Genomic DNA, 13174 nt, shown 5'->3' with positions numbered 1-13174 from the left:
AGAAGATTTAAATAAAACTGTTCATGATGCCTTCTGCCTGTGGCAATATTCGGTATTGGTAAACAGGGCGTCCTATGGTACCGTATATGGTTTCCATGGAAAGAGCCTCAATCTCTGTCATAAAAGCCAGGTACTTGCGCATAGACACCCTGGATATCCCTGCGCTCTCCGCAATATCCTCGGTGGAAAATAGTACCTTATTATGCCGCTGGATACAATTCCATATCATAGCCAGCGTGGATTTAGTTATGCCTTTGGGCAACCGTGCCAAGTCTTTAGTCAAGCTTTTATGATAAATCAGTCGGTCCAGTTCCTCCTGAGAAAGTAGATTGTGCTCACGCACGATGCTAATGTGCTCTCGGTACCCCGTGAGGGCCTCCAAAAAACGGTTAAAGTGAAACGGCTTAATCAAGTAATCCACCGCGCCGAAGTTCATCGCTTTTTTGACACTGTTCATGTCACTTGCAGCCGAGATGACAATGACATCTATATTTACACCTGTCTCCCGTATGAATGACAGTAAATCGAGGCCATTGCTCTCCTGCATATACACATCTAGCAGTATCAGATCAATGGCCTGTTCAGCTATATATTTCTTCGCCTCTTCTACAGAAGAAGCCCAGCCCCCACATCGAAAACCTTCCACCTGCTCCATATATTTGCGGTTAAATTCCGCAACCATCGGATCATCTTCTACAATCAGGACATTAATCATGTTCATCATTCCCCGCTATCATGTATGGAATCGTAATCTGAAAACAGCACCCTTGCTCGGCTGGGATCAACTTTATACTTCCCTGTAATCTCTTCACGCTTTGCGTCACCAGATAAAGGCCCATTCCTCGTGACTCTCCCTTGGTCGAAAAACCTTTTTCAAATATAGCCTTTACAAGCCCTTGCGGTATACCCGGACCATTATCGCACATGATACAGGTCAGATAACCGTTCTTCTGACTTTCCTCATAATAAAGTGAAAGGGTAATCCGCTTGTGCTCCAAAGATTCCATCGCCTCCACCGCATTATCAAACAGATTGCCAAGAATAGTAATCAGTTCATGCGTCGTTTGAGTTTGACTGGATTCGGGCAAGTAACTACCTGGAGTCAGTTCAAAATTCGCCCCTACTTCTCTGGCCCGGCTTAATTTCCCCAACACAAACCCTGCCATAACTGGGTCCCTGATCTGCCGGGTGATGGAGCCAATCTCCACTTGATGATGCTCGACGGCATCCATAATGTAATGCTCCAGTTTATCATACATTCGTAAGTGTACCATCCCCATAATGACATGCAGCTTGTTCATAAATTCATGAGCCTGCGCACGTAGTGCTTCTGTGTACAGGGACACTCCTGTCAAACGTTCCGCAAGCTGGTTCATCTCCGTTTTATCCCGAAAGGTTACAATTGCCCCCACAATTTCCCCCTTGACCCGTATCGGAACACTGGTGGTCAGCAAGGTTATTCCACCCAGCTCCATTTCCTCATCCATTTGTGGAGTACTCGCTTCCAAGACCTCTTGCAATCGAAAAGCGGATAGATAAACGGTAATCTCCTGTCCGGAGAATGAGAAATCTTCAATCCCCGCTTGTCTAAGCAGACGTATCGCTTCTGCATTCATCAGCATGACGCAACCGAATTCATCTACCGCAATAACTCCTTCCTTGATAGATTGCAACATAGCGCTGCGTTCCTCCAGCAAGCGTGCGATTTCCGGCGGTTCGAGACCGACTAGCATATTTTTGATTTTACGAGCCAGCACAACGGCACCTCCAGTGCCAATCAACATTCCAGTGCCAATGGCTATCGCAATAAGGCGGTTGTTGCCTTCCTGAGCCATCTGTACATCTTGCATGGATATACCCACAACAATCGCCCCTACCTGCTTCCCCGTTAAACCGAACACGGGGGAAAAGGCTCGCATGGACAAGCCCAATGTTCCCTTCGCAACGGATACGCTCTCATGTCCATGAAGTGCAGTAGACTCGTCTCCGCCGACAAAGGCTTTGCCGATCATCCTAGCATCCGGGTGCGTTTTACGAATTCCCTTCATATCCATTGCCACGATAAACTGGATGTGATTTGCTGCTGAAACCCTCTTCACATACTCCTGCATGGAAGGAGACGAACCCGTCCCTTGCAATTGCTCGACAATAAGCGGCGTATGGGCGAGTGTACGCGCGATGGACATTGCCTTTTCTTCTAGTCCCTTCTCAGTTTCATGCTCCACTCTCTCAGCAAATAACAGTGTTACAGGTAGAAGCACAAGTGCCATAACTAGACATACTAGCAGTGTAATTAGGCCTCTGAGCTTTAATAGCGGTTTACCCCGACGCAGCTTGAGCTGTACATTTCCGATGGAACTCACCCCTTTCTACTTGATATTAAGTCTCAACAGTTCAACATGCCTATACAAAAATGGTTATGTATGTGTTTACGTGAATATAAAAAAAGGAAACTATCCCGCAATTGCGGAATAGTTTCCTTTGATTCATGGTTGAAGCTCCGCGATTCCTAATTGGGCTTAGTCGCCTCGGAAGGCGCGCTTCACACGGTCAAAAAAAGACTGCTCATTCTCATGTGTCTGCTCTCCGCTAAGCGAAGAGAACTGACGCAGCAAATCCTTTTGTTCCTCACTCAGTTTACTAGGCGTTACCACAACGACCTTAATATGCTGGTCACCCTGACCTACGCCGCGCAGTTTTGGCACACCTTTTCCTTTAAGACGGAAGTAAGTACCTGTTTGTGTACCTGCTGGAACTTTCAGCTTCACTTTCTCGGTCAACGTTGGGATCTCGACTTCATCTCCCAATGCTGCCTGTGAGAACGTCAGCGGAATTTCACAGTAGATATCGTCTCCCTCACGCTCAAAGAAGTCGTGCGATTTCACGCGGAACACGACGTACAAGTCACCTGCCGGTCCTCCGTTGACACCGCCTTCGCCTTCACCGTTAATACGCATTTGTGCGCCGTCATCCACACCCGCTGGAATACGGATATGAATTTTACGTTGCTTGCGTACCCGACCCGAACCGCTACAAGTCGTACATTTTTCTTTAATGATCTTACCGGAACCGCTGCAATTGGAGCAGGCGCGTCGATTAACCATACGACCAAACGGTGTATTCTGCACCACTTCTTCCTGTCCGCTACCGTGGCAGACGGAGCAGGTTTGTGGTTGAGTACCCGCTTTGGCTCCCGTACCGTGACACGTATCACATGTTTCCGTACGTTCAATATGAATGTCGGTTTCTTTACCGAACACCGCTTCCTTGAATTCAATCGTCATCGTATATTGAAGATCGTTCCCACGCTGCGGTGCATTCGGATCGCGTCGACCGTTGCCGCCGCCACCAAAGAACATATCAAAAATATCGCCAAACCCGCCACCGAAGTCGGCACCACCACCAAAGCCGCCTCCCATGCCCTGGTTCGGGTCTACATGACCATACTGGTCGTATCTTGCCCGCTTCTGACCATCGCTGAGAACATCGTAAGCTTCTTTCACTTCTTTAAATTTAGTTTCCGCGTCCGCAGCCTTGTTCACGTCCGGATGATACTGACGCGCAAGCTTACGGTAAGCCTTTTTGACTTCCTCATCCGAAGCGCCCTTCGCGACGCCCAGCACCTCATAATAATCACGCTTATCAGCCAATGTTCCACCCCCATGCCTACAACGTGTCTGCACTACATATAAAAGGAAAGCCAAAGGCACGGGATGACCCGGCTTTGACCTTCCCATCATTTCAAGGCAGTACAACCCGTAATATGCTTATTTATCTTGGAAATAACTGTTACCCTTCGGCTAATTGTTATTTATCAAGGCAGCTACGCTGCAATTACTATTCAGTATATCATAACGCATCGGTGTACCGTAAAGCTACCACTACCCGATCCGTAGATTAGTCTTTCTTCTGGTCTTCGTCAACAACTTCATAGTCCGCGTCAACCACATTGTCGCGGCCTTTGCTGTCTGCTGCGCCATCTTGAGCTTGTTGAGCCTGCGCTTCTTGAGCAGCTTGCTCATACAGCTTCACAGACAATTGCTGAACGATTTCAGTCAGTTCTTCAGTAGCTTTTTTGATGTCTTCCAGGTTGTCGGTTTCCAGCGTTTTTTGCAGATTTTCTTTAGCTGCATTTGCTTTTTCGACTTCGCCTGCATCCGCTTTTTCGCCCAGATCTTTAATCGTTTTGTCTACGGAGTAGATCAGTTGATCCGCAGCGTTTTTCGCTTCTACCAAATCTTTGCGTTTTTTATCTTCTTCCGCATGCAACTCGGCATCCTTCATCATACGTTCTACTTCCTCATCGCTCAAGCCGCTGGAAGATGTGATCGTAATTTTTTGGCTTTTGCCTGTGCCTTTATCTGTAGCGGATACGTTCACGATACCGTTCGCATCCAGATCGAAGGTAACTTCGATTTGTGGTACACCACGTGGTGCTGGAGGGATATCTCCCAATTGGAAACGACCCAACGTTTTGTTGCCTGCTGCCATTTCACGTTCACCTTGCAACACGTGAATTTCTACGCTAGGCTGATTGTCGGCATACGTCGAGAACACCTGCGATTTGCTCGTAGGGATCGTCGTGTTACGATCAATCATTTTAGTAAATACGCCACCTGCGGTTTCAATACCGAGGGACAGTGGAGTTACGTCAAGGAGAACGACGTCTTTCACATCACCAGTAAGTACACCCGCTTGAACTGCCGCGCCCAAAGCTACCACTTCATCAGGGTTTACGCCTTTGTGAGGCTCTTTACCTGTCAGCTTTTTGATTGCTTCTTGTACAGCCGGAATACGTGTGGAACCGCCGACCAGAACGATTTTGTCGATGTCGCTGGCACTCATGCCTGCATCTTTCATCGCTTGACGAGTAGGTCCCAAAGTACGTTCTACCAGACCTTCAGACAATTCTTCAAATTTCGCACGAGTCAGGTTCAACTCCAAATGCTGTGGAACGCCATCAGCTACTGTGATAAACGGCAAAGAAATCGTTGTTGTCAGTACGCCAGACAGTTCTTTTTTCGCTTTTTCCGCTGCATCTTTCAGACGTTGTACAGCAGCTTTATCTTTGCTCAGGTCAATGCCTTGATCTTTTTTGAACTCATTTACGAGGTAATCAATAATCACTTGGTCAAAGTCATCGCCACCCAGCTTGTTATCGCCGCTTGTTGCTTTAACTTCGAAGAAACCGTCGCCCAGTTCCAGAATGGATACGTCGAATGTACCACCACCCAGGTCATACACGAGGATCGTTTGGTCTTCGGATTTTTCCATACCGTATGCCAATGCAGCTGCTGTTGGCTCATTGACAATCCGCAGAACTTCCAGACCGGCAATTTTACCTGCATCCTTGGTTGCTTGACGTTGACCGTCATTGAAGTAAGCTGGAACAGTGATAACAGCTTGAGAAACCGTTTGTCCCAGGTAAGCTTCAGCATCGGATTTCAGCTTTTGCAAAATCATAGCGGAAATTTCCTGTGCGGAATATTCCTTGCCGTCAATGCTTTCTTTATGATTTGTACCCATGTGACGCTTGATGGACATGATTGTACGATCTGGGTTCGTAATTGCTTGGCGTTTTGCCGTTTCCCCTACAGTACGTTCTCCATCTTTTTTGAAACCAACAACGGAAGGGGTTGTGCGTGCGCCTTCCGGATTTGGAATAACGACCGCTTCGCCGCCCTCCATAACAGCCACACAAGAGTTGGTTGTACCTAAGTCAATACCGATTACTTTGCTCATCGGACAATTCCTCCTTCTGTATATACGAGGCCCGCAGGCCAGAATGGTTGAATCAAAATGATGTATTTCTAATGTATATTGAAAAAGCTACATGCTCACTTTTACCATCGCTGGACGAAGCACCTTGTCCTTCAGCATGTATCCTTTTTGTACCTCTTCAACGACGATGCCTTCCTCATGCTCTTCGCTCTCTACCTGCATAATAGCCTGATGGAAATCAGGATTAAACGGTTGTCCCACTGAATTCATGGCCGTTACTCCCTCTGCCTGAAGCACACTCTCAAACTGGCGGAAAATCATTTCCACGCCTTTGCTGAATGACTCAGACTCCGCTCCTTGCGGTGCTGTTGCCAGCGCACGCTCGAAGTTATCCAAAACAGGCACCAACTCGGTAACCAGCTTCATAGATGCATATTTGGCAAGGTCTTCTTTTTCTTTCAGCGTACGACGGCGAAAATTATCAAAATCCGCCTGAGCGCGTAAAAACCGTTGCTGATGCTCTTCCGCCTGAGCGCGAAGCTTAGTCAGCTCTGTTTCGCTTTCTTGGTCTTCCAGTGTCGCCGCTTCATTAACCGGCTCTTCCTGCTGGCTCGTTTCGGCGGCTTCCTCTGTGCTTACATTTTGTTGTTTTTCTTCTTGGAACGCTTGTTCTTCCTTCAAAATGTTTCACCTCCTTCAAGTCATAACTACCTTTACAAAAACACGCAACAATGCACCCACGCAGGATACAAACCGTATCCCGGCGCGGAACATGTAGTACCGCAACCTATGCGGTCTTGTTCTATTTAAACCGCTGCGTTAGCATTGCGGTCAAATCCTTAGACAGGATACCCAAAATATTAATAACTCTCGCATATTCCATCCGTGTCGGACCCAGTATGCCTATAGTACCCAACGCTTCTCCGTCTACTGCATACGTAGCAGTAATTAGGCTGCAATTGGCAAACGCCTCATGATCATTTTCAGTGCCGATGCGGACTTGAATTTCAGGTGCTCCGGCAACAGGTGTCATTAGTTTAAGTAGCGTTGGTGTTTCCTCCAGCAGATCGAGAATATGTTTAACCTTTTCTACATCTTTAAATTCAGGTTGATTGAGCATGTTCGTCGCACCGCTCAAATACAAGCGCTGATCCGATTCATTATCCAGTGCTTTATCCAGCACCTTCATAGCGTCCTCAAAATGAGACACATGCTTCTCCATCTCCTGACCAAGTGCGGTGTAAAGGCGTGATTTAAGCTGATAAATCGGCACACCGACCAGCTTGCTGTTCAGTAAATTCACAACCTTCTCCATCTCGGAAATTGAAATTCCCGGTGGAATATCTACCGTTTTATTCTCCACCTGACCGGTATTGGTCACGATTATCGCCACAGCCGTCGTTTCGTTGAGCGGCAGCAGCTGAAAATGACGCAATGAAGTATGAAAAACCTCCGGCCCAAGCAGGATGGAAGTATAATTGGTCATATGGGACAAAATGCCTGACGCATGCTGGATCACTTGCTCCATTACATTCAGCTTTTCGGCGTAAAAGGCTTTCAGTTCCCGCATTTCCATAGGCTTCAGTGTATTCAGTGGCACCAGATGGTCCACATAATAACGGTAGCCTTTATGAGACGGGATGCGTCCCGCAGAAGTATGGGGTTGCTCCAGATAGCCCTGTTCCTCCAAATCCGACATTTCATTACGGATTGTGGCCGGGCTGAATCCGACATCCTGCCTTTTGGATATGCTGCGGGAACCCACTGGCTCAGCCGAACGAATGTAGTCATCAATAATCGCATTCAGAATGAGTCTCTGACGTTCGGTTAACAAGCGAATCCCCCCTTGTTGTTTATCCATAATAGCATGATTGTTAATGGAATCATTAGCACTCGTTCGCGATGAGTGCTAACCGTTAATACAAAAATACCAAACCGACCTGATCATTGTCAAGTCAGTTCAGTATTTTCAATAAACAAGATTTATCACAACAGTTTAGTTTACTGGAATGAATCCACAACGTTTACACTTTTTCACGAAAAATCTCAATATACAGCGTATAAAAACCGTATTTATGTATAGTGACACAGAAAATAGAAAAATTCGAGACTATGTCTCCATACCATTATAGCTTCTTTGTCCTTGAGGAGGAATTAAATTTGAGAACTAATCGCCGCAATCTTTTATACGCATCGATCGCACTTTTACCTACAATTTGTTTGTTTCAGATTTTAATTGAGTTGTTTCCGTATACAGGACTAGGAAGAATAGTTGCTTTGCCATTGGTTTTCATCCTGAATGCAACCCTTATTATTTCAGTCATCCATTTAATTCGTAAATTAAGCCCCCTGTGTTGTGCCTTAATCTTGGTTCCTACAATACTTTTAAGCATATGGAATACCATTTTGTTTTACCCTCAAGAATTCAGTCCAAGTATTCCCAAGCAAATAAAATACAGTATATCGGCAATACAACATTACGATGATTTAACACTAGCCGATTGGGAAGGATATACATATAGTCCAAGCAGAAGCGGAGAGTCCGAAAGATATGTTGTCGCCTTGTATAAATATAAACACCGAGTTCCATTAGACGGCACTGCATACTTTTATAATGATATTGATTATCATAAGGACCAACCCATAAGAAGCCTGAATGGAATACCTTCCGAACTGGAGCCTCATCATCAATTCATTTGGTGGTTGCTCAAAACATATGAGAAATGAATCAGGATTAAACAATGTAGGCTGTATAATATACGCATGATTAGGTCCTGATGAAAAAAGAACTGACCTCACTATTGACAGGTCAGTTCAGTACTTTCAACACTGCGATTTCATCACAATTGTTTTGTTTACTACAGTGAATGCAGTCGGTCCATACCTTTTCAGGGAAAATCTCTTTGCTTACTACATCAAAACCGTTTTTTATAAAAAAGGAGACCTCGTAGGTCAATGCCATAATTTTAGGAATACGTTGCCGCCGTGCTTCTATAATAAGGCCCTCCACGAGCTTGGAGCCAATACCCATACCTTTGTGTCCTTCAGAGATGCCAAGGGAGCGAATCTCTACCAGATCAGCGCCCAATTTGCATAAAGAACCACAACCAACAACTTCGCCGTCCACCTCTGCAACAATAAACAGCTCCAGTTGGCGCGTAAGCACTTCCCTCGAACGTGGCAGCATAATCCCCCGCTCTGCATAGCCGCTAATCATTTGATATAAAGGCTCCACATCTTCAGGAACCGCACTTCTGCACAATATATCTTTACACACTGAAGCCATCTTGCTCTCCTCCTGCCGCTTGCCGCATATAATGAATAAATATACAACATAACGCATAGAATCGCAATACTCCATTTACCCTGCTGTGACAGAATGGTGTTATAAAATGATCGTCCCAGCTTATAAAGTTGAAACGTACTGTACTGAAGCCTACGACTTATGAATTTACCGTGATAGAACCGATGAACTCTGCAAATACATCATTTCCGAATAAAATGCCGCGTTCACTCAAACGATAACCGTCCTCAATTGATTCGATTAACCCGGCATTGAGCATTTTTCCGAGAGGAGCAGTAAATGTATCCTCCAACGCCTGACCGAATTGAGCTTCAAAGCGGGACTTAGAAACGCCCTCTAGCATTCTCAAACCGACCATAAGAAAATCCTCCATGGCTTCCGCCGCCGGTACCTCAAAGCTATCCAGACGTGGCAGCCCATTACGACTAGCCTCCACATAAGGGTTAATACCCTTAATGTTCATATGACGCTCTCTGCCAACATATCCATGTGCCCCTGCGCCGAGACCGTAATAGTCTTCATTTCGCCAATAGGTCATGTTGTGCTTGCTCCCCAAACCTGGTTTTGCGAAATTGCTAATCTCATACTGCTCATACCCCGCTTCTTTCATGCGACGCATGAGAAGTAAATACATTTCCAATTCATCATCCTCGTGTGGAAGCGGTAGCTGATTTTTCTGATACAGCGTGTGGAAGAGCGTGTTTTCTTCAACCTTCAAGCTGTAGATAGAGTAATGAGGAAGCTCCAGCTCTAGTGCTCTACTCACGCTTTCATGCAGCATGTCCACCGTTTGATTCGGCAAACCAAACATCAGGTCAATCGACAGGTTGTCCAAGCCGACCTTACGGGCGTTTTCCAAACTACGATATACGTCATCTGTACTGTGAATGCGACCTATGCCTGTGAGTAGCTCATTCTGAAAAGCCTGTACACCAAAGCTCAGTCGATTGACGCCGCCTTCTTTCATCACAGAGAGTTTTTCAAAATCAGTGGTGCCTGGATTGGCTTCCATGGAAAACTCAATATCTTCCGCCCAATGAGGGAAATAGGTTCGGACACTCTTCAGAAAATATTCCATTTCCTTCGGGTTTAGGGTTGTTGGTGTTCCACCCCCGACAAAAATGGTTTTAATCTCTCCTGGCGGGTGAAGCTTGACTGTATGTTCCATTTCCCGTTCCAGTGCATACAGATATTCCATAACAGGTTGATCCTTGAGCACATAAGAGTTGAAATCACAGTAAAAGCATTTATTCGTGCAAAAAGGTATATGCAGGTAAACCGCTTGAGGGGCGGATGAATGTTCATGTTTTTGTATGGATGCGGTCATACCGATCCTCCTTGTCAATTCAGAGTGTGGTGATTGAAAAAAATGGCGAAGAGGGGGAGAACGCTCCGTGGATGGATCATTCTTCCGATCGCTGTTACCCCCGGATTTTTTCTTTCTAAATAAACTTAATAGGGTAAAATCCGGGGATAAAGGCGAACGCTAACGCTTCTTCAGAACGATTCCATCCACTCCGCTGCTGCCTACCACCATCGGTCATTTTTTTGTGGTGTAGGTGTTGCAGTAAGAGTAAAGCATCTTTAGAAATACGCTAAAGATGCTGTTGATATACTATTTTTGCAACTGAGATAACAAACACTCCATCTCTGGATAGCTTGCTCAAATAAATAACGTCCATTCTCCATGCACGGCAAATGCCCCATGAAAGAATGGACGAATACTTCAAGCAGCTTTACTCATCTATTTTCAGTACCGCCATAAATGCTTCCTGTGGTACTTCTACGTTACCGACCTGCTTCATACGCTTCTTGCCCTCTTTTTGCTTTTCGAGCAGCTTCCGTTTACGAGAAATATCGCCGCCGTAGCATTTGGCCAAGACGTTTTTACGCATCGCCTTAACGGTTTCACGCGCCACAACCTTTGTTCCCACAGATGCCTGGATCGGCACCTCGAACATTTGACGCGGGATGAGCTCGCGCAGCTTCTCACAGATAATACGTCCGCGATGATAAGCCCGATCTCTATGCACGATGAACGACAGCGCATCGACCTGCTCGCCATTCAACAAAATATCCATTTTCACCAGGTTGGACTGGCGATAGCCTGAAATCTCATAATCAAAGGAAGCATAACCTTTGGTACTTGATTTAAGCTGATCGAAGAAATCATATACGATTTCAGACAGCGGAATTTGATACGTAATGGTTACCCGTGTCGTATCCAGGTATTCCATATTTACGTATTCCCCACGCTTGGTTTGACAAAGCTCCATCACCGTACCTACATAATCATTAGGGACGATAATACCTGCTTTTACATAGGGCTCTTCCACATGTTCAATCCGTCCGATTTCCGGATAATTCGATGGGTTGTCGATCTGGATCGTTTCCCCATTCGTCAACTTTATGCGGTAAATAACGCTTGGTGCTGTTGTAATCAGCGGGATGTTAAATTCACGTTCAATCCGCTCCTGGATAACGTCCATATGAAGCAGACCAAGGAATCCGCAACGGAAGCCAAAGCCCAACGCGCTTGATGTTTCCGGCTCAAAACTGAGCGAAGCATCGTTCAACTGTAGCTTTTCAAGCGCCTCACGCAGATCGTTATACTCCGATGTTTCGATTGGATACAGACCGCAATAAACCATCGGATTTATTTTGCGATAACCTGGCATCGGTTCTAATGTTGGATTTTTTGCATCTGTCACGGTATCCCCGACACGCGTATCGCCTACATGCTTAATTCCGGCAACGATAAAGCCAACATCACCGATATTCAGCTCGTCCACGATGTTCATACGCGGCATAAAAGCACCAACTTCAATAACCTCAAACGTTTTGTCAGTCGCCATCATTTTAATTTTCGAACCGGCTCGAATACTACCATCCACGACGCGAACATATACGATAACGCCTTTATAAGGATCATAGTGCGAATCGAAAATGAGTGCCTTGAGCGGATTATCCGGATTACCTTGCGGAGCAGGCACACTTCTGACTACCTGCTCCAAAATTTCCTTGATACCGATTCCAGCTTTGGCTGAAGCATGCACGGTCTCGCTTGTATCCAAGCCGATAACATCCTCGATTTCCTGTTTTACCCGTTCAGGATCAGCACTTGGCAAATCAATCTTGTTAAGCACCGGCAAAATCTCCAGATTGTTATCTAACGCCAAATATACGTTAGCCAACGTCTGTGCCTCGATTCCCTGCGCGGCGTCTACTACCAGCAAAGCACCTTCACAGGCTGCCAAACTACGGGATACCTCATACGTAAAATCGACGTGTCCCGGTGTATCAATCAAATTCAAAATGTACTCTTCGCCGTCATCGGCCTTGTAAGTGAGTCGCACTGCCTGGAGCTTGATCGTAATTCCGCGCTCCCGTTCCAGTTCCATCTGGTCAAGCACTTGCTCCTGCATTTCACGAGAAGTGAGTGCACCGGTATATTCTAAAATCCGGTCAGCCAGCGTGGATTTACCATGGTCTATATGTGCAATGATACTAAAGTTCCGAATTTTACGTTGTCTTGCCAAAATGTCAGTCATGCCTTACCCCCACACAATGCCTAGTGTCAATCAGCTTATTATAGCAGTTGTAAGGGGGGTCAGCAATATTTCTATTCTGTTACTCCATCAAATACAGATACGACCCATCGAATGCCCTGTCTCGACAGGTTTTGAAGCAACCCAGCTGTTTTATCCGCCATGGTATCCACCGAGGCTTGCTGTTCCTTGACGGCCAGCAGTTCACGCGGTGTATCCAGGCCCTGAGTATTGATGTGCTGCGCAGTCGTCGAATACCACCTGGATGCCCCGTGCTCCGTCTGTTCCTCATTTTCTTCCCTTCCACTAGCTTCGTTTATACCCACTCCCGTTGTCGGCTCAACATTAACATTTCCACTTGTGCTATACGTACCGCTATATGCACGAGTGTTAACTGCGGGTGTATCCTCAATAACCGTCTGTTCATATCCGACTTTCTGTTGATTTACCGATTGTATCGTATCCCCATTCCATTCCGGTCCATACACTGAACGCAGGCCAGATCCTGCCAGTTGCATACCGAGTAGAATACCTGCCCCCATGAGCAGTACAAATCCAAGTGCTTTCTTACGAAAATGTCCAGACATTACCCTTCCCCCTT

At 46.0% G+C, this 13174-nt stretch carries 11 protein-coding genes; 1 reads left to right on the top strand and 10 read right to left on the bottom strand.

Features of this window, described 5'->3' with window-relative positions; translation table 11 throughout:
- Positions 1 to 7 precede the first annotated feature (7 nt).
- The 6 genes from dcuR to hrcA all read right to left on the bottom strand — a co-directional run bounded on the left by dcuR (position 8) and on the right by hrcA (position 7555).
- Positions 8 to 715, bottom strand: coding sequence for a two-component system response regulator DcuR (gene dcuR / locus ACUYLD_RS19630; RefSeq protein WP_446675784.1), 708 nt, complete (start codon positions 713 to 715; stop codon positions 8 to 10).
- The gene (gene dcuS, locus ACUYLD_RS19625) at positions 708 to 2363 is read right to left on the bottom strand and encodes a DcuS/MalK family sensor histidine kinase (protein ID WP_446675783.1); all 1656 of its coding nucleotides are present in this window, start codon (positions 2361 to 2363) and stop codon (positions 708 to 710) included. The genes dcuR and dcuS overlap by 8 nt, the downstream gene beginning before the upstream one ends.
- Positions 2364 to 2519: 156 nt before the next feature.
- On the bottom strand, positions 2520 to 3650 hold the full coding sequence (dnaJ, locus tag ACUYLD_RS19620; protein WP_069290025.1) for a molecular chaperone DnaJ: 1131 nt from the start codon (positions 3648 to 3650) through the stop codon (positions 2520 to 2522).
- Between the two features lie 247 nt (positions 3651 to 3897).
- Positions 3898 to 5742: a molecular chaperone DnaK gene (dnaK, locus tag ACUYLD_RS19615; protein WP_013311171.1), complete on the bottom strand. Its 1845-nt coding sequence runs from the start codon at positions 5740 to 5742 to the stop codon at positions 3898 to 3900.
- Between the two features lie 87 nt (positions 5743 to 5829).
- Positions 5830 to 6402 (bottom strand): nucleotide exchange factor GrpE, encoded by a 573-nt coding sequence (gene grpE / locus ACUYLD_RS19610; RefSeq protein WP_254350312.1) that lies wholly within the window; start codon positions 6400 to 6402, stop codon positions 5830 to 5832.
- 121 nt (positions 6403 to 6523) lie between these two features.
- Entirely contained in the window at positions 6524 to 7555 is a 1032-nt protein-coding gene (gene hrcA, locus ACUYLD_RS19605; RefSeq protein ID WP_013372178.1) for a heat-inducible transcriptional repressor HrcA, read from the bottom strand.
- A 326-nt stretch (positions 7556 to 7881) separates the two neighbouring features.
- Here hrcA and ACUYLD_RS19600 point away from each other — a divergent pair, with 326 nt between their 5' ends.
- Complete coding sequence (locus tag ACUYLD_RS19600) at positions 7882 to 8448, top strand: hypothetical protein (protein ID WP_446675782.1); 567 nt, start codon at positions 7882 to 7884, stop codon at positions 8446 to 8448.
- An 82-nt stretch (positions 8449 to 8530) separates the two neighbouring features.
- Here ACUYLD_RS19600 and ACUYLD_RS19595 read toward each other — a convergent pair whose 3' ends face one another.
- The 4 genes from ACUYLD_RS19595 to ACUYLD_RS19580 all read right to left on the bottom strand — a co-directional run bounded on the left by ACUYLD_RS19595 (position 8531) and on the right by ACUYLD_RS19580 (position 13160).
- Complete coding sequence (locus ACUYLD_RS19595; protein ID WP_250260891.1) at positions 8531 to 9007, bottom strand: N-acetyltransferase; 477 nt, start codon at positions 9005 to 9007, stop codon at positions 8531 to 8533.
- 157 nt (positions 9008 to 9164) lie between these two features.
- The gene (hemW, locus tag ACUYLD_RS19590; RefSeq protein ID WP_039272303.1) at positions 9165 to 10352 is read right to left on the bottom strand and encodes a radical SAM family heme chaperone HemW; all 1188 of its coding nucleotides are present in this window, start codon (positions 10350 to 10352) and stop codon (positions 9165 to 9167) included.
- 409 nt (positions 10353 to 10761) lie between these two features.
- Positions 10762 to 12576 (bottom strand): translation elongation factor 4, encoded by a 1815-nt coding sequence (lepA, locus tag ACUYLD_RS19585; RefSeq protein ID WP_029515362.1) that lies wholly within the window; start codon positions 12574 to 12576, stop codon positions 10762 to 10764.
- Positions 12577 to 12647: 71 nt separating this feature from the next.
- A complete protein-coding gene (locus ACUYLD_RS19580) occupies positions 12648 to 13160 on the bottom strand; it encodes a hypothetical protein (RefSeq protein WP_440722690.1) in 513 nt (170 codons plus the stop codon).
- Positions 13161 to 13174: the final 14 nt, after the last annotated feature.

This window comes from Paenibacillus sp. SER-28, from assembly GCF_052906305.1.
Note: the sequence above shows the minus strand (reverse complement) of the source record. Positions and strands in the feature narration are given on the sequence as shown.